The following is a 16,427-nucleotide window of genomic DNA, read 5'->3' on the forward strand; positions in this document are numbered from 1 at the left end:
AACGCTTAAAAGGCAATTCAAATCGACATTCCATCGTGTCCTGTCGGACGACAGGTATTAAATATACTGATAAATCAAAAACCGGCCGTCCAATCGAATTGATCGATCAATAACAAAAAAGAGGCTCGCCCGTGAGCGATGTCGCTCGCGACGGCCTCGCAAAGCGTCTAATTCGCCTGACATTGATCCAAATGTGTGCCGAGGGGCGTTTTAACATTCGAACAAAATTTCGAATCTCGGAAAAAATCATTCAAAAATGCGCCAGGAGATTCAAATGAAACGTTTGATCAAGCAAGTCGCTTTTGCCGCGCTCGGTTCGCTGATCGCGACCAGCGCTGTTGCCCAGCAGATCAAGACGCATGGAGGCGTGACACAGCTCACGTTGCCGGAGCGCGCCGTGCAAGTGGCCGCGATCGATTTCAAGAACGCATTGCCGATGCCGTTGCCGAAGCCGATCGCTGCGCCGCCCACCATGCTGGAATCGCTGATGTACAACGCCAAGCCGACTCTCGGCTTGCCCGGCTACGCGCGAGGCGGCGCGGGCGACGGCAAGCAAAGACCGGTGCAATTGGTGGCGCCCGTCGATTTGAGCCAGACCGGGGTCCAGCCGCAGGAATTCGGCACGTCGAATCAGCCGTACAACACCAGCCAGGTGAACGCATACGGCGACAACACGCAGTATTACTATCCGTTCCGCCCGGCCGGGAAGCTGTTTTTCAACATCGGCTCCGCAACCTATCTGTGCTCCGCATCCCTCATCAAGCCGGGAGTGGTCGTCACGGCGGCGCATTGCGTAGCGAATTTCGGCCAGCGGCAGTTCTATTCGAACTGGGTATTCGTTCCCGACTATAGCAATGGGTCGGCGCCCTATGGGGTATGGAGCGGGGCGTCCGCCACCATCATGACGTCCTACTTCGACGGCTCCGATCCGTGCGCCGTCGCCGGCGTCGTTTGCCAAGACGACGTGGCCGTGATCGTGCTGACGCCGCAAGGCGGAGCGTACGCGGGCAATAGCGCCGGATGGTATGGCTATGGTTGGAACGGATATAGCTACAACTCGTCGGGGCTCGCTCAGATCGACCAGCTCGGTTACCCGGTGGCGCTGGATAACGGCGTCTTCATGGAGCGCAACGGATCGCAAGGTTTCGTGTCCGCCGGCTATTCGAACAACACGATCATCGGATCGCTGATGACCGGAGGTTCGAGCGGCGGCCCGTGGCTCGTCAATCTCGGCATGCCGCCCGCGCTCAACGGCACGGGTTTCGGCAACGCGGCCTCGCACAATGTCGTGGTCGGCGTGACGAGCTGGGGCTATACGGATACGACGGTGAAGCAGCAGGGCGCTTCTCCGTTCACGAGCGGCAACATCGTGGTGCTCGTGAATACCGTATGCGGCAGCACGCCGGCGGCTTGTTGACGGCGATCTGAGGGAGTGCGCCGCGTGCGGCGTTGCGCTCGTCGTGCCGATGCGGCACGACGGCGCGAACGCTGCGCCGCGGCGCATCTTCTCGACTGTTCGGAGTCGAGATCAAAACGACGGTTTGACTCGACGAACGGCCGGAAGGGGCGCGTGGCGCGTCTTCGATCCGAGGATAGGGAAATGTGCGGGCCGCATGTGCCGCGCGTGTCGTTGCTCACGTCTTCATCGCGCAGCGGCCGCCGCAATTGAACGCATCGCCGCTGCAGCGGGCCGCTTGCGGTGGAAGTCACACGCTGGGGCCGGTCGGCCCGAGGGCGCGTGCCGGCTCAGCGCGTCGCGCGCGTGCGCGCGGCGTCGGGCGTCATGCCCGTCCATGTGCTGAACGCCCGGAAGAACGAGTTCGGATCTTGGTAGCCGAGCAGGAACGCGATCTGGCTGTAGGGTAAATCGGAGCGATCGAGGTAGTGCCACGCGAGCCGCTCGCGCACGTCGGCCAGCACGGCCTTGAAGCTCGCGCCTTCTTCGCCGAGCCGGCGCTGCAGCGTGCGCTTGCTGATCGCAAGCGAGCGCGCGACGTCCTCGGCGGTCGCGAGGCCGCCGGGGATCAGTTCCAGCAGCGCTGCCCGGACCCGCTCGACGATGCCGGCTTCGGCCGACAGCGCGGTCAGGCGCCGACGCAGGTCAGGCTCGAATACTTGCCACATCGCGTCGTTCGCCGTCACGAACGGGCGTCGCGCGTCGCACAGCGCAAAGCTCACGGATGGCGCCGCGCCATAGCGCGGCGTCGCGCCGAAAAAGCGTGCGTAGTCGTCGTGCGGCCGCAGTTCTCGCGGCAGCGTAATCGCGCTCGCAGGCACGCGCAAGCGGGTCGCGATCCGCGCCAGTTTCACGAAGAAGCCGAGTTCGGTCGCGAGCAGCGCGCCGGGGGGCGCGACGTCTTGCTCGACGAAGTCGATGGCGAGCGTGAGCGCGTCCGCCTCCAGTGCGACGCGCAGGCGCAACGGACCGATCAGAGGCTTGAACTGGCTGATGCGCCGTACCGCGACTTCGAGGCTCGGGCTGCACAACGCCGCGAAGATCGGCGGATCGAACGTCTCGACCGATACGTAGTCGAGTATGCGCAGGGGCAGGGGCATCGACGGCTCGCCGGCCATGTCTTCGAACGCCTGCCACAGGCGGAAATACTCGCGGGTCGACAGGCCGGCGTCCGGCCGCGCGAACAGGTCGGCGGGCAACTGCGCGCGCCGCAGCAACTCGTCGACGGATAGATCCAGATCGGCCAGCAATATCCGCCAGCCCGGCGAGATCGCGAAGCGGTTCATCGCCGCAGTTGCCCGGTCTCGACGAGCTGCTGGAAGAAGTCGTTCATCGATTCGGCGAGGGGCCGGTAGCGGATGCCGAGCTCGTTGCGGCTGCGGCTATTGTCGCTGTGCCACGGCAAGCCGACGTTGCGGGCCACCATCCTGCGCGTGACGGCCCGGTTCGCGAGCGGGCCGGCCAGCCAAACGAGCCATTTGGGCAGCACGCGCCGGGGAATCGGGTAGTCGTCGCCATACCGTTCGAGCAGCGTCGCCGCCATCGCCGGCAGGCTGGTATCGTGGCCCGACACGAGGTAGCGGCCGCTCGCGCCCGGCAGGAACGCCGCGCGGACGTGCGCCTCGGCCACGTCGCGCACGTCAACCACGCCGATGCCGAGATCGGGCGCGCCGCTCTTCATCGTGCCGTCTCCCATCTGCCGCACGATCGCGAAGCTCTCGGACGTGCCTTTCGGGTTGATGCCCGGTCCGACGACGAGCGACGGATTGATCGTCACCAGATCCCAGCGCTGCTGCGCGCCCGCGATCTTCCACGCTTCGCGTTCGGCGACCGTCTTGGAATACGAATACGGCTGGTGCGTGAGCGACGAGCTCGTATTCCAGATCGCCTCGGTGAACATGCCGTTCGGCGTGGCGGCGAGATCGGCGTTGTCGCCGTAGATGGCCGCGCAGCTGCTCGTCAGCACGACGCGCCGGACCGACGGCGTGCGGTTCACCGTGTCGAGCACGTTGCGCGTGCCGAGCAGCGCGGGATCGATCAGTTCCTTCTGCGGATCTCGCACGTCGACCTTGAACGGGGATGCGGTATGGAACACGATCCCGCAGCCGGCCATTGCCTGCGCATACGAGCCGGGTTCGAGCAGATCGGCGCGGAAGTAGCGGATCGCGCCGGGCGCGCGGGCCGCGATCCGCTCCAGATGCCTGAGCTTGTCGCGGTCGGCAGGATCGCGCACAGCCGCGTGAACCGTGAAGCCCGCGTCGAGCAGCCGTTTCACGAGCCAGCCCGCGACGTAGCCGGTTGCGCCGGTCACCATGACCGGGGTGTCGGTGTTGATGTCCATCGTCGTCGATTCCACTTCACATGATGTTCGACATGATGCCGGCTTTCACGCGCGCCGTAACTCGCCAAGCGCGCCAATCGGCATGCGCGGCGCGCCATGGTGAGCGCACGCGCGGATCGTCTTGCGAGCGCTGTGGTGTCGTTCGTTGTCTGCGAGAGACCGGGCTGGGCGGCATTGGATTTGCCCCCATATCATCGGACACTGCGTCACACTTAGGTTAATGAAACTGCACGGTGTCGAAACTCGCACAACGAGCGGGACCTCGGTGCACCGTCAAGTCGTTGCGCCCCGAATAATTTATAACATCAGGGTCCCACCTCTGGCCCGAAGAGCGGTTCGGTCGATCGCATCTGCCACTGCCTGATAGAACGTCGACGGCAGATCATGTCCCATACCATTGATCAGCATGAATTCCGCCCCCGGGATAGACGCGGCCGTGTCCCTACCGCAATCGGGAGGGAACAGCGGATCGTCCGCGCCATGGATGACCAGCGTTGGAACGTTGATGGTTGCAAGCTCCGGCCGGCGGTCTCCTGCCACAGCGATTGCTGTGATTTGCCGGCCGAATCCGCTTGGATTGTAGGCGCGCCTGACTTCTTCCAAAACGAGCGCACGGTGGGCCTCCTCGTTGAACGGAGCGCCGGTCCCGGCAATGCGTCGCGCAAACGCGAGACTGTGTTCCAAAAAGCCCGATTCGTCGTCGAAGGGGCTCGGCGTCGGCTTCGTCATCAGCGCCATGACGTCCGCTTCTGCAGGAGGAAGTTTTGGATTGCCAGAACTGGACATGATGGATGTCAGAGAAAGGACGCGATCGGGGTGCTCGCCTGCCGCGATCTGCGCAATCATTCCGCCCATTGAACGACCAACCAAATGCGCTTTCTCGATCGAAAGAGCCTCAAGCAGACCCATGGCGTCGCTTGCCATGTCCTGGAGCGTGTAGGGAACCTCTGGTCGCTGGCCATTCGCCAGCATGGCGGCCAACGCGCCAAAATCCAGTGTGGGGTGATTCGCGAAATGCGTCGAGCGACCTGCGTCGCGATTGTCGAACCGGATAACGCGATAGCCTCTCTCCGCTAATGCCTCGCAAAATGGAGCGGTCCAGCGGAGCATCTGCGTTCCAAGACCGGAGATCAGTAGGATCGTCTCATTGGTCTCGTCGCCGAAACTTTCGTAGGCCAAGTCAATATCGTTGGATTTCAATGTTGTCATGTTTTTTCATGCTGGTAGTTCTTTACCGCGCCGTCGATGAAGATCATTCGGTTTTCGTAACGTAGCGTACCAATCATAAACGTCGCTGGATTTACCTCATATATCCGTACACGGTCTCACACTTGAGTCGATGATTCGGCTCTGCGTCGGAACTCGCGTGGCGAGCGGTACCCCAGCGCGCTATGGGGATGCTTCTCGTTGTAATGTTCGAACGCGACAGCCAGATTGCGCACGGCAGTCGCTGCGTCCGGCTTGGGCATGAAGGCAACGTAATCGCGCTTCATTGTCTTCACGAAGCTTTCGGCCATCCCGTTGCTCTGCGGGCTGCACGGTAATCCTCCCGTCCAGTAGGTGGGATCAGAAGTAGAATTTCCAGCAAAGGGAGTTCTACGCAATGAAGAAGTCGAAGTTCACGGATAGCCAGATCATGGATGCGCTCAAGCGCGCGGAGGCTGGCGTGGCGGTGCCGGAGATTTGCCGGGAGCTGGGTGTCAGCACGGCGACGTTCTACAACTGGCGCAGCAAGTACGGCGGGATGGACGTGTCGCTGATGGCCCGGATGAAGGAGCTGGAAGCGGAAAACGCGCGACTGCGCAAGATGTACGTGGAAGAGAAGATCAAGGCGGAGATCGTCGCAGAGGCGCTGGCAAAAAAAGACTGAGGCCATCTACCCGCCGCGAGATGGCCAGAGAAGCAGTAGCGAGCCGGGGCGTGTCGATCCGGCTCGCATGCGAGGCATTTGGCGTAAGCCGGACGTGCTACCGCTACGAGCGGCAGCGCAATGCAGGGAACGAGCAGATTGCCGACTGGCTGCTACGGCTGACCGACAATCATCGCAACTGGGGCTTTGGGCTGTGTTTCCTGTACCTGCGCAACGTGAAGGGCTTCGGCTGGAACCATAAGCGCGTGTACCGGATTTACCGAGAACTGGAGCTGAACCTGCGCATCAAGCCTCGTAAGCGGCTTGTACGGCAGGCGCCGGAGCCGCTGATCGTGCCGGCGTCGGTGAATGCGGTGTGGTCGATGGACTTCATGCACGACCAGTTGAAGGACGGCCGCAGTATCCGACTGTTCAACGTGATCGACGACTTCAACCGCGAAGCATTGGGCATCGAGATCGACTTCTCGTTGCCCTCGGCGCGCGTCATCCGGGCTCTGGAGCAGATCATCGGCTGGCGAGGAAAACCGATGGCGATACGGTGCGATAACGGTCCCGAGTACTTAAGCGAGGCAATCACGCAATGGGCAGCCAGGCATGGCATCGCGTTGAACTACATTCAGCCGGGCAAGCCGCAGCAAAATGCCTATGTGGAGCGATTCAACCGGACGGTGCGCTATGAGTGGCTGTCGCAGTACTACTGGGACAACCTTGCGCACGTGCAGAGCTTCGCGACCGAATGGATGTGGCAATACAATCACGAGCGCCCTAACATGGGCCTTGGCGGCATGACGCCGAAACAGCGGCTCATGGCCGCGGCATAGTCTCTACTTCTGACTCGCGTTAAAAGCGGGGGGATTACCGCACCATCACTTCGTTCTTGTTGTTAGTCATATACACAGTCTTATGCCTACCCGCTATTGTAAGCGGGTGACTGTGTCCGACGTTTCAGGGGGCTGCTCCAAAAGGGGCTGCGCCACAAGCTTGCGGCTTACCTAGCGAAGTACATCACAAAGAACTTTACTGAGCACGCGCTGAACGAAAAGCGGTACTGGACGAGTCGCGGCGTGGTCGTCCCGGAAGTCATGCCGATCGGACACATTCTCTCAAACAATCCTGTTGAGGCGCTGAAGGTCGCGTTCGGCGCGGCGTTGCGTGCTGGGGCTACGCTGGATCGCTGTCAAGCGTTCTGGCGTCAGGAGTTGGGCGTGTTCTGGTTGTCGACGCGAGAGAATTAGCCGTTTCAGGAAGAATCTTCTCAGGGAATAAACTGATGTCGTAAAGCCTGAGTTGTACCATTATTAAAACGCCTGCCCGAATATTGATTCGTAAATCTTGATAAATGGTGGCGGCTTACGGGGAAAAACATGGATCGATACAAAAATCTTAACGGGGGCTCGGGGGTCGTTGCGTATGAGATTTCCAATGATTCAGTTATGGTGGAATTTAATAACAACAGTCTCTATTTATACAGTTACCTTATTCCCGGCCAACAACACGTTGACAATATGAAGGGGCTTGCCGTCCGGGGGTATGGACTGAATGGTTACATAAATTCATACGTCAAAAAGCAATACGAAAAAAGTTGCGATAATCCGCCCCTTATGTGACTTCCTGTGCTTGCTTCTGGTCTTCTCGCACTTTGCAGTTGATGACGAAGAAAGGGGGCGTTATGCATTTCTTCTATATGGATGAAAGCGGTGACACCGGTCCTGATCTTGAAAATGAGCAGCAGCCAATATTCGTTTTGGCTGGCCTAAGCGTCGCGGATAAAAAGTGGAATAACACTAAAGAGCGACTGGATAAGTGCCTTGCTGATTATTTCGACGGAAAGATTCCAGATAATTTTGAGTTGCATTCCAGCAAATTACTTTCGCCGAATGGCGAGGGGGTCTTCGAGGGTCACGATATTGAAAGACGACTAGGTTTGGTACGCAATCTTCTTGGGTTGCTGGGCGATCTTGGTCATCACGTTCATTATTTTTCGATCGACAAATCACGTATGAAAGAAGTGACTAGTGAGTATGTTTGTATTTTTGACTCAAAGAGTCCATATCTTGTTTCTTTTGACTATCTGATCACTTATATTAACTGGCACATAAAGAGAAATCTTGGTCAATCTGCTCGCGGAATGTTGGTGTTGGACGAGAAAAAAGAACACCATGAGGGCATAGAGTCGATTATTCATCATCGTCGATTCGTGGGTCCTGCGAATAAAAAAGTAAAGTGGATTGTTGAGTTTAGTTATCCAGTTGATTCGAAGAAAAATCCGATGATTCAATTGTCCGATCTTGTTGCTTTTTGTATTCGTCGTTTTCTAGAGGCAGAGTTGGGCTATAAGCCGAAGCTGCCAGAGCAAGTCAGAGAGTTCTACGGGGAGTGCTTTCATACTATTAGCGGTCGTGTCAGGAGCAAGTCCCTCATTGTGCGCGAGGGCAAGAAATTCGAGAAACTATCAGCGTATCTTGAGGCCGTGCAAGCAAAGCCGTCTGTCCAGTGGCGCAGAGCTTACAAATTTGCGAAGTACGGCAGGTAGGTTGGACGCGGGCCGTGACGTGAACAAAGGGCTTCAGATACCGCTACAATAGTGGCATGCAGAAATTGGGGAACGATATGCTCACTGTTGCATTGCCCGTCGAATTGGAAGCCGCCATCGTAACGGCGGCACACCGGTCAGGCCAGTCCGTTGACGAATATGTGGCCACGGTTTGCGCCGATGCTTTGTCGCTCGAAATGGATCGGGCGCGACTCGATTCGTATCTTTCAGGTACGCCGGCGGTGCAACATGACCGTGTTCGCGCGTGGCTGACTGAACTTGCTTCGGGAAATCGTACCGAATGCCCGCGCTGATCTGGCATCCAGATGCGCTGGAAGACGTTGCACGACTGTACGATTTTCTCGTGATGAACAGCCCGGCGGCTGCACGCCGTGCGGCTCAGATCATTGTGGACGCAGCCGATTTGATCGCCGAAAACCCCGGCATCGGTGCACCTCGGGCGGAATTTCGCGAATGGGCGGCCAGATTCGGCCGTAGTTCCTACGTTATCAGGTATGCCGTACTGGATGGCGACGAGGTGCTCGTGACCCGGGTATGGCATAGCCGCGAGCATTGTTAAGAGACGGTTTCATAAAGGCTGCTGGGCGCGCCGGAGGGTATTCCAGCAGATCAGGCAGCAACCGAGTTTGAGGAACGCGCCGTGAATGTCAGCACGGCGCTCGAAACGAATACGGAGGCGACGGAAGTGATGCAGCCAGGCATGCGTGCGCTCGACGACCCAGCGATATTTGCCAAGGCCGCTGCCATGTTCGGTACGGCGCTTGGCGATCACGGGCTCGATACCGCGATCGCGCAACGCGCGTCGATGTCGCTCGGAGTCGTAACCGCGATCGGCGTAGACCACACGCGGTCTCTGCAATGGGTGGCCACGCAATCCACGAATCGGCGGAATCGCGTCGATCAGCGGCAGCAACTGCGTGACGTCGTTGACGTTCGCGCCGGTCAGGATCGCGGCGAGCGGGGTGCCGTTGGCGTCGGTGACGATGTGGTGCTTGGAACCGGGTCGCGCACGATCGGTAGGGTTTGGCCCAGTTTTTGGCCCGCCCCAACGGCACGGATCGAGGATGAATCGATCGCAGCTCGAGAGAAGTCGATCTGGTCTGCTGCTCGCAGCTTCGCAAGAAGCAGCTCGTGCAAGCGATCCCATACGCCGGCGGCCTGCCAGTCGCGTAACCGTCGCCAACATGTCACGCCCGAGCCGCAACCCATCTCGGCAGGCAGGTCGCGCCAGCGCAGTCCGGTCTTGAGGACAAACAGGATGCCAGTCAACGCAGCGCGATTCGAAACCGGCAGGCGCCCTGGGTTCTTCTCGCGCCGCGGCTTGGGTCGCGGCAGCAGCGGTTCGATCAGTGTCCACAATTCGTCGTCGATGATCGGCTTGGCCATCTCCTCGGTCTCGGTTGTTCCGATGCCTGAGGTTAACAGCTCGCCGCGAAAGTTAACAGCCCCAGGGGCCCTTTTTGAAACCGTCTCTAAGTATCAGCAGGGAACCTGTCAGGCTTGCTAGTTTGTCAAATGTATGACAATTTGGTAGCTTGCGCCCGACCGACAAGCGGGGGTTCTCATGCCGATTTCTTGCACGTTTGCACTTAATAATCAGAAATTCTCGACGCTTCAGTGCCCGGGCGTTGGTGCTTTTCCTGCATTTTCGGGAACGAGCGAGGGGCGAGATAATCCGGCGGCAATTGCCAAAAAGGATGTCGGTCCGTTGCCGCCTGGACGCTATTACATCGTCGATAGAGAGTCGGGTGGGCGTTTGGGCAGCATACGCGATTTCGTTTTGGAGCACTTCTACGAAACCGATCGGACGACTTGGTTTGCGCTGTATCGTGCGGACGGCCAAATTGACGATTGGACCTTCATCAACGGCGTGAGGCGAGGGAGCTTCCGCCTTCATCCGAACGGGCCTAGGGGCTTGAGTGAAGGCTGTGTCACTCTGGTGAATCTGCAGGACTTCGTGAAGCTGCGAGCCGCCCTCAAGGCAACGCCCATGATCAGCGTGCCCGGTTTCGCCGGTCGTGCATACGGTACGGTCGATGTTCGATGAAAGCGTCTCGAATCGTGTTTAACGTGGTGGCGACGCTGGCGGTTACGCTGGCGCTCGCCAAGGTGGCCGGGTCGATCCAGTTCGCGCCGTGGGCTACAAATGCCTTGGTTCGTTTTGCGGGGCTCTTCGGTGCGTACGGCGACGAGGGCGTCGAGGATGTTTATCTGGCCTCGTCGTTCCTGGCGTCGCTGATTGTGGCGGTTGCGGTTGTATGTGGCGCGAATCGGCTGTTCCGGCGTCCGAGTGGTGGAAATTGAAGATGCAGCTTGAATTGCTGGAACGGCCGTATCTGTCGGCCCAAGAACTGGCCGATGTGGCTCGGGATATCAGGAATCTCTACTGGGTGATCCGCAACACTCGGCGCGGAATCCATGACGCGAAGCGACGGCGCGTGTATTACAAGATTGCCGAGCATAAAAAACGCCTGCTCATGGCAGGCGTGTCGAAGGAAATGATTTTGGGCTTGCTACGCTGTTGCCGGGCGCGCGATTGTCAGGGACCGGGCTGCTTTGATTGCCCGAATCGTCGCGGTCAGTCTACGTGCTAAAATTGACATAATATCAATTATCAACAATATTGCTGTAGTAGCTTTATAGAAACGTCGCGTTCTAGCCATTTAGAAATGCCGTGCTTTGGACCTCGATACGCTCGCCGGTTCCCCACGACGGAGCCACCTATCAGCGAGCCCGAGGCGCAGCTCGACGGCCGCAAGCTCTGCTGCTCGCGTGGCAAGGTTGTCGGCGGTTCGGGCTCGATCAACGCCTGAACGAACGCTGCCGATCTGAGAGCGGCTGCGCGGATCGACTACGTGCTCGACGACGCCTGCGCTGTCGAACTGGTGCGCATTGCCGCGTGCTGGACGCGAGCATGAGAACGCGCCGCCCATCCAGGTAGCGTTCGCGGAAGATCGCCCTCTGCCGACGCTGGGCGATTTGAAGGCGACGGTCTCGTCAAACTGTGCCCGGAACTTGAGAGCCGAATTTCAATCCCCGCCACCCCAAGAGAATCCATCAGTTGCCTTCCGTGTCGAGCATCCCTTCCTTGAAGGCAAGCCGCATGAGACCAGTGATATCGCTGACGCCGAGCTTGCGCATCAGGCGCAGGCGATACGTCTCCACAGTCTTGACCGACAGGTGCAACGACTCCGCGATGCTGGCGCTCGTGCGGCCCCGAACCACCAAATTGAGCACCTGACGCTCGCGCAGCGAGAGCGCCACCGCAGGCTCCGGCGCCGCCGCCGACGAGAGCGCCTTCGCCGCGGCGGAGGCGATCTGGGCGCTCCAGTAGTGGCGGCCCGCAACCACGTTGCGCAGCGCCTCGATGACCTCGCCGCCCTTTGATCCCTTGAGTACGTAGCCCATCGCGCCCATCCTCACGGCGTCGAGCACCTGGCGCGGCTGCGAGAGCATGCTCAGCACCAGCACGCGCGACGGCAGCTTGCGGCGGTGCATCTCGCCGAGCAGTTCGAGGCCGGAATGCTCGCCGAGCGACAGGTCGAGCAGTACCACGTCGGGCGGCGCGCGCATGATGTCTCGAAGCACTGCCTGCGGAATCCAGCCCTCGCCCACGACCCGGTATCCGGCAGGTTCGAGCAGCGCGCGCAGTCCGTCTCTCAGCACAGCGTGATCGTCGACCAGATAGATGGTCTGGTTCATGGCGCGTACCTCAACTCGATCGTCGTGCCGCGCCGTCCGGTGCTAGAGCTCACGACAAGTTGCGCACCGATTCCCAGCGCGCGCTCGCGCATGCCCACCAGCCCGAGATGGCCGGGCTTGTGCGCACGTTCGGCGGGCCCGAGGCCGCGGCCGTCGTCGTGCACGCTCAGGACCAGCCCGGGCATGCCCCGTGCATCCAGCCTGACCGCGACATGGCCGCCGCGCGAATGCAGCAGCGCATTGGCAATGGCCTCGCGCGCCACCATGAAGACCGCATATTCGACATCGGGTGCCCAGCGGCGCTCGGCGAGTTCGTCGGCGGCATCGAGCGTCACGCGCACTTCCGGATGCTTTGCCGCCTGCGCCTGCACTTCGTTGTCGAGCGCTACCGCAAGGCCCTGCTCTTGCAATAGCGCCGGCCGCAATTCAACCAGCACTTCGCGCACTTCGCGCATGCCGCGATCGATGAGCGACGAGATCTGCGACCAGCCGTTCTGCACGATAGCGTCGTCGCTCGCGGGCAGACGCGCGCGCACGGCGTCGACGAAGATGCGCAGCGAGGTGAGCGTCTGGCCGAATTGGTCGTGCAGCAATTGCGCGAGACGGCGGTTGGTCTTCTGCTCGGCGTCCATCAGGTCGCGCGTCAACGCGGACAATTGCTCACGATAGCGCTCGACAGCCTGCTCGGACTCGACGCGCTCGGTGACGTCTCGTGCAACGAGCGTGATGAAGCTCCGGCCTTCGACGCTCGTGCGCGTCGCGGAGACTTCGAGGTGCTGCATGCGCCCGTCGTGACCTACGCCCGACAAGGTTCGCCTCGCATCGACAAGCGATCGCAGGCCGTCGCCGCGCGGAAGGATGTCGGGCAGCGGACCGTCCTTCAACTGGGCGGCGCTGCGGCCGAAGACACGTTCGGCCGCAGGGTTGCAGAGGATGACGCGGTCGGCGTCGTCAATACCGAGAATGACGTCGCTTGCCGCCGACACGATCGCCGAAAGCAGCGCTTCGCTCTCGCGCACCTGCTGTTCGGCGCGCCGGCGTTCGCTCAGGTCGCGCGCCACCATCACGAGCGCGTAGACGACATCGTCGTCGTCACGCTGCGGGTAGAGCCGCAAGTGGCCCCAGAACCGCGTCTCGCGCGTACGTCCGAGCCAGCCTTCGTATTCGGTGCGGTCTCCGTCACGGGCGCGGGCGAGCAGCGATGCGCTCACGCCGCACTCGGCGCCATCCGACGAAAACAGCATCTCGAACGGTAAGCCCAGCGCCTCTTTCGCATGGGAATCGAACAGTGCGGCGGCGTTGCGGTTCCAACTCAGTATGCGGCCCTGGGGCGAGAGCTGGACCATCGCGATATCGACCGCCGCATCGATCAGCAATTCGGCCTGATGCTTGGCGGCGCGCACCGCCTCGCTCAGTTCGCTATGCGTGCCGAGATAGCCGATGAAGCAGTCGCCGTCGAAGAGCGGCGTCGTGTGCCACTGGACCCAGGAAAGGCGCCCGTCGCGCCGCACGTGCACGGCGCGGCCATGCAGCGCAACGCGCTCTTCGCGCATGCGGCGCAGAATTTCTCCGATGACGGTGCGCTGACTCTCCGGAATCCAGAGGCCGATCGGCGACTGACCGGCAAAATCGGACGAGGGGTAACCCGTCATCACCTCACTTGCGAGGTTCTGATAGACGATGCGGAACTGATCGTCATAGAGCACGAGGCCAAGCGGCATATCGCGCAGGAAACGCCATGCGCGGCCGCTGTTGGCGACCGCGAGCGCCGCCGCGCGCGCCTCGCCGACGCGATCGAGGCCGTCTTCCTCGACCTGCCGATACCACAGTTTGGTCGTGCCCCACGGCTCGGCATTCGCGGACGAGGTTTTCGAACTGGCGGGATCGGCCACCGGGGCCGCTGTTTGACGGGTTGCCACGCGCTGCGGTCCTTCACGTTAGGGTCTCGATGAGGGCCGTTCGAGCATAGCCGATTCCACTTCGCATAGGGTAATCGAGCAGCGCGATGTCCGACTTCCCTTACAACGCCCTCACCCGGCGACTTCTAGAATGCGCTCGTCAGTGAACGCAATCCGTCCGTGGGCGGGTTACACGCTGTCTTCGATAATCGAACGCCGACTGGAGGAACCACGATGGACAACACGCTGCACGAGGCCGCCGGCCTGGTATCGCGCATGACGATCGAGGAGCGAGCGCGGCTCCTCTCCGGCGACGGCTGGTGGCGAACGCACGCCGTCGAGCGCCTCGGGCTGCCCGCGATCACCTGTTCGGACGGGCCGCACGGTCTGCGCAGACTGCAGGGCCTTTTCGGCGACAGCGTGCCGGCCACCTGTTTTCCGACCGCGACCGCGCTGGCCGCGACCTGGAATACCAGCCTGATCCGTGAGGTCGGCGCGGCGCTCGGACGCGAGGCGCAGGCAGCCGATGTGCAGATCCTGCTCGGCCCCGGCGTCAACATCAAACGCTCGCCGCTCGGCGGCCGCAACTTCGAATACTTCTCGGAAGACCCGTTGCTGTCGGGCCGCATGGCAGTCGCGTACATCGATGGCGTGCAGGGCGAAGGCGTCGGCACGTCGCTCAAGCACTTCGCGGTGAACAGCCAGGAAACGCAACGCATGGCGACAAGCTCCGACATCGACGAACGGACGCTGCGCGAGACGTACCTGCAGGCCTTCGAGATCGCGGTGCGCGAGGCGCAGCCGTGGTCCGTGATGAGCGCTTATAACCCGGTCAACGGCGTTTATGCATCGGAGCATCGCGAATTGCTGACGGATATCTTGCGCGACGAGTGGGGCTTCGAAGGCTTCGTCGTGTCGGACTGGGGCGGAATCAACGACCGCGCGAGCAGCGTGGCGGCAGGCACGAACCTGGAGATGCCGGGCAGCGGCGATTACAACCGCAACCGGATCATCGCGGCCGTGCGTGACGGACGCTTGTCGAACGAGACGCTCGAGCGCGCCGCGACCGAACTCGTGGCCGTGGCGCTGAAGGCGACCGCCGCGAAGAAGCCCGCCTTCGCCTTCGACGCCGACGCGCATCACGCCCTCGCTCGGCAAGTCGGCGGCGAGTCGATCGTGCTGTTGAAGAACGAAGATGGCGTGTTGCCGCTGCGCGCCCGCCAGAAAGTCGCGCTGATCGGCGATTTTGCGAAGGCGCCGCGGTATCAGGGCGCGGGTAGTTCGCAGGTCAACCCGATCCGCGTGACGAACGCCTTCGACGAGTTCGCCACCTTGCTCGGCGCGGACAGACTGTTGCACGCGGCAGGCTGCGACGCCGAGGGCGACACCGACGACGCGCTGCTCGCCGACGCGGTGAACAAAGCCGCGTCGGCGGACGTGGCGATCGTCTTCGTCGGCTTGCCCGATAGTTACGAATCGGAAGGCTTTGACCGCCGCTCGATCGACATGCCGCCCGGCCACGTGCGACTGATCGAAGCCGTAGCGATAGCGCAGCCGAACATCGTGGTCGTGCTGCTGAACGGTTCCGCCGTCACAATGCCGTGGATCGACGGCGTCAAGGGCGTGGTCGAGGGCTGGCTCGGCGGGCAAGCCGGCGGTGGCGCGCTGGCGGACGTGCTCACGGGACGCGTCAATCCGTCGGGCAAGCTCAGCGAGACCTTTCCGGTTTGCATCGAGCAGACGCCGGCCTTTCCGGCCTTCCCGAGCCATTGCGGCCATGCGCTTTATGGAGAGGGGCTCTTCGTTGGCTACCGGCACTACGACATTCGGGATATCGAACCGCTGTTCCCGTTCGGCTTCGGCCTGAGCTATACGGAGTTTGCGTATACCCGCATCGAAAGCGGCACGGCCGCCTTCGATGCCGATGCAGGCGGCTCGATCGCCGTCGATGTGACGGTCAGGAACGTCGGCGCTGTTGCGGGGCAAGAGGTCGTGCAGCTCTATGTGCACGAGCGCGCACCCGCGCACCCGGGGCCTGTCAACGAACTGCGCGCGTTCGACAAGGTCATGCTCGCGCCCGGCGAGGAAAGGACGCTGCGCTTCGCGCTCGGCCGCCGCGACTTCGCGCACTACGATCCGCAAGCGCAAGCATGGTCGGTGAACCCGGGCGAGTTCGATGTGCGCGTGGGAGGATCGTCACGCGATCTGCCGCTGCAGGCGACCCTCCACGTGCGGGCGCGCCCGTTGGCGAGGACGCTCACGCGGCAGTCGCTGGTGCAGGATTTCAGCCGGATGCCGGCGGTGTACGAAGAATTCGCGCGCGCGCTCGGATTCGCCGAACTGGTCGAGCCGGCGCCCGAGGCATCGTCCGCCGACATGACGCGGGAGCAGATCACCGCGGCGCGCAAGGCGCGCATGGCGACCCGCGCGTTCGTCGACGAAATGCCCATCAACAAGGTGCCGGCGTTCTCGAAAGGGCGATTGAGCGAGGCTCGGCTCGACGAGATTTTGCGCATCGCGTCGGCGTAGCCCGAGATCGGCGATTTACACGTTTTGATTTTTCGACGCACTCTGGCGGCGTCAGGGAAGCGTTCCTTTTTCGATCA

Annotated in this window: 15 protein-coding genes and 2 pseudogenes; 10 read left to right on the plus strand and 7 right to left on the minus strand. The window is 61.4% G+C overall.

Annotated elements, in window-relative coordinates; all coding sequences use genetic code 11:
• Positions 1-274: 274 nt before the first annotated feature.
• Positions 275-1,417 (plus strand): trypsin-like serine protease, encoded by a 1,143-nt coding sequence (locus tag WT60_RS10405; protein WP_161788618.1) that lies wholly within the window; start codon positions 275-277, stop codon positions 1,415-1,417.
• 329 nt (positions 1,418-1,746) lie between these two features.
• On the opposite strand, the gene WT60_RS10410 is transcribed toward WT60_RS10405, so the two are convergent.
• The 4 genes and pseudogenes from WT60_RS10410 to WT60_RS10425 all read right to left on the minus strand — a co-directional run.
• Positions 1,747-2,742 (minus strand): AraC family transcriptional regulator, encoded by a 996-nt coding sequence (locus WT60_RS10410; RefSeq protein WP_060355601.1) that lies wholly within the window; start codon positions 2,740-2,742, stop codon positions 1,747-1,749.
• Positions 2,739-3,797 carry an NAD-dependent epimerase/dehydratase family protein gene (locus tag WT60_RS10415; protein WP_059577516.1) on the minus strand — a complete coding sequence of 353 codons (1,059 nt, stop codon included), beginning with the start codon at positions 3,795-3,797 and terminating at the stop codon, positions 2,739-2,741. Before WT60_RS10415 ends, WT60_RS10410 begins: the two co-directional genes overlap by 4 nt.
• 297 nt (positions 3,798-4,094) lie before the next feature.
• On the minus strand, positions 4,095-5,006 hold the full coding sequence (locus tag WT60_RS10420; protein WP_060355600.1) for an alpha/beta fold hydrolase: 912 nt from the start codon (positions 5,004-5,006) through the stop codon (positions 4,095-4,097).
• A 116-nt stretch (positions 5,007-5,122) separates the two neighbouring features.
• A pseudogene (locus WT60_RS10425) lies at positions 5,123-5,332 on the minus strand (integrase core domain-containing protein); the annotation flags it as partial.
• Positions 5,333-5,400: 68 nt separating this feature from the next.
• Between WT60_RS10425 and WT60_RS10430 the strand changes: the two are divergent.
• The 5 genes and pseudogenes from WT60_RS10430 (at position 5,401) to WT60_RS10455 (ending at position 8,780) form a co-directional block, all read left to right on the plus strand.
• Positions 5,401-6,488 (plus strand): IS3 family transposase gene (locus tag WT60_RS10430; RefSeq protein WP_100185219.1). Its coding sequence is split into 2 segments (ribosomal slippage): positions 5,401-5,662 and positions 5,662-6,488, totalling 1,089 coding nucleotides; the frame shifts between segments, so codons are not numbered across the junction.
• Between the two features lie 138 nt (positions 6,489-6,626).
• Positions 6,627-6,902, plus strand: a pseudogene (locus WT60_RS35690) (hypothetical protein); the annotation flags it as partial.
• Positions 6,903-7,315: 413 nt separating this feature from the next.
• Entirely contained in the window at positions 7,316-8,200 is an 885-nt protein-coding gene (locus tag WT60_RS10445) for a DUF3800 domain-containing protein (RefSeq protein ID WP_222430138.1), read from the plus strand.
• A gap of 56 nt (positions 8,201-8,256) precedes the next feature.
• On the plus strand, positions 8,257-8,514 hold the full coding sequence (locus tag WT60_RS10450; RefSeq protein ID WP_226377224.1) for a hypothetical protein: 258 nt from the start codon (positions 8,257-8,259) through the stop codon (positions 8,512-8,514).
• Complete coding sequence (locus WT60_RS10455; protein ID WP_186448529.1) at positions 8,502-8,780, plus strand: type II toxin-antitoxin system RelE/ParE family toxin; 279 nt, start codon at positions 8,502-8,504, stop codon at positions 8,778-8,780. Before WT60_RS10450 ends, WT60_RS10455 begins: the two co-directional genes overlap by 13 nt.
• 9 nt (positions 8,781-8,789) lie before the next feature.
• Here the strand turns inward: WT60_RS10455 and WT60_RS10460 are convergent.
• A protein-coding gene (locus WT60_RS10460; RefSeq protein ID WP_100185225.1) for an IS5 family transposase occupies positions 8,790-9,607 on the minus strand; the annotation gives its coding sequence in 2 pieces (ribosomal slippage) (positions 8,790-9,259 and positions 9,259-9,607; 819 coding nt in all).
• A gap of 178 nt (positions 9,608-9,785) precedes the next feature.
• On the opposite strand from WT60_RS10460, the gene WT60_RS10465 reads away from it, so the two are divergent.
• From WT60_RS10465 to WT60_RS10475, 3 genes are read left to right on the plus strand one after another with little or no spacing between them, the layout of a single operon-like run.
• Entirely contained in the window at positions 9,786-10,268 is a 483-nt protein-coding gene (locus WT60_RS10465) for a DUF2778 domain-containing protein (RefSeq protein WP_059577520.1), read from the plus strand.
• Positions 10,265-10,525, plus strand: a complete 261-nt coding sequence (locus WT60_RS10470) for a hypothetical protein (protein WP_038742942.1) — start codon at positions 10,265-10,267, stop codon at positions 10,523-10,525. Before WT60_RS10465 ends, WT60_RS10470 begins: the two co-directional genes overlap by 4 nt.
• Positions 10,526-10,527: 2 nt before the next feature.
• Complete coding sequence (locus WT60_RS10475) at positions 10,528-10,815, plus strand: hypothetical protein (protein ID WP_226377225.1); 288 nt, start codon at positions 10,528-10,530, stop codon at positions 10,813-10,815.
• Positions 10,816-11,278: 463 nt separating this feature from the next.
• Here WT60_RS10475 and WT60_RS10480 read toward each other — a convergent pair whose 3' ends face one another.
• Positions 11,279-11,923: a response regulator transcription factor gene (locus WT60_RS10480; protein ID WP_038742946.1), complete on the minus strand. Its 645-nt coding sequence runs from the start codon at positions 11,921-11,923 to the stop codon at positions 11,279-11,281.
• Positions 11,920-13,842, minus strand: a complete 1,923-nt coding sequence (locus WT60_RS10485) for a PAS domain S-box protein (protein ID WP_145986768.1) — start codon at positions 13,840-13,842, stop codon at positions 11,920-11,922. The genes WT60_RS10480 and WT60_RS10485 overlap by 4 nt, the downstream gene beginning before the upstream one ends.
• Before the next feature lie 213 nt (positions 13,843-14,055).
• Here WT60_RS10485 and WT60_RS10490 point away from each other — a divergent pair, with 213 nt between their 5' ends.
• On the plus strand, positions 14,056-16,350 hold the full coding sequence (locus WT60_RS10490; RefSeq protein WP_060356060.1) for a glycoside hydrolase family 3 C-terminal domain-containing protein: 2,295 nt from the start codon (positions 14,056-14,058) through the stop codon (positions 16,348-16,350).
• The last annotated feature ends 77 nt before the right edge of the window (positions 16,351-16,427 follow it).

Origin of the sequence: Burkholderia sp. MSMB617WGS (genome assembly GCF_001532025.2) — a bacterium.
GTDB lineage: Bacteria > Pseudomonadota > Gammaproteobacteria > Burkholderiales > Burkholderiaceae > Burkholderia > Burkholderia savannae.

Bases quoted from the DNA above. Each gene is read 5' to 3' on its own strand.
- WT60_RS10405 (WP_161788618.1), top strand. From the start codon at position 275: ATGAAACGTTTGATCAAGCAAGTCGCTTTTGCCGCGCTCGGTTCGCTG.
- WT60_RS10410 (WP_060355601.1), bottom strand. From the start codon at position 2,742: ATGAACCGCTTCGCGATCTCGCCGGGCTGGCGGATATTGCTGGCCGAT.
- WT60_RS10415 (WP_059577516.1), bottom strand. From the start codon at position 3,797: ATGGACATCAACACCGACACCCCGGTCATGGTGACCGGCGCAACCGGC.
- WT60_RS10420 (WP_060355600.1), bottom strand. From the start codon at position 5,006: ATGACAACATTGAAATCCAACGATATTGACTTGGCCTACGAAAGTTTC.
- WT60_RS10445 (WP_222430138.1), top strand. From the start codon at position 7,316: ATGACGAAGAAAGGGGGCGTTATGCATTTCTTCTATATGGATGAAAGC.
- WT60_RS10450 (WP_226377224.1), top strand. From the start codon at position 8,257: ATGCAGAAATTGGGGAACGATATGCTCACTGTTGCATTGCCCGTCGAA.
- WT60_RS10455 (WP_186448529.1), top strand. From the start codon at position 8,502: ATGCCCGCGCTGATCTGGCATCCAGATGCGCTGGAAGACGTTGCACGA.
- WT60_RS10465 (WP_059577520.1), top strand. From the start codon at position 9,786: ATGCCGATTTCTTGCACGTTTGCACTTAATAATCAGAAATTCTCGACG.
- WT60_RS10470 (WP_038742942.1), top strand. From the start codon at position 10,265: ATGAAAGCGTCTCGAATCGTGTTTAACGTGGTGGCGACGCTGGCGGTT.
- WT60_RS10475 (WP_226377225.1), top strand. From the start codon at position 10,528: ATGCAGCTTGAATTGCTGGAACGGCCGTATCTGTCGGCCCAAGAACTG.
- WT60_RS10480 (WP_038742946.1), bottom strand. From the start codon at position 11,923: ATGAACCAGACCATCTATCTGGTCGACGATCACGCTGTGCTGAGAGAC.
- WT60_RS10490 (WP_060356060.1), top strand. From the start codon at position 14,056: ATGGACAACACGCTGCACGAGGCCGCCGGCCTGGTATCGCGCATGACG.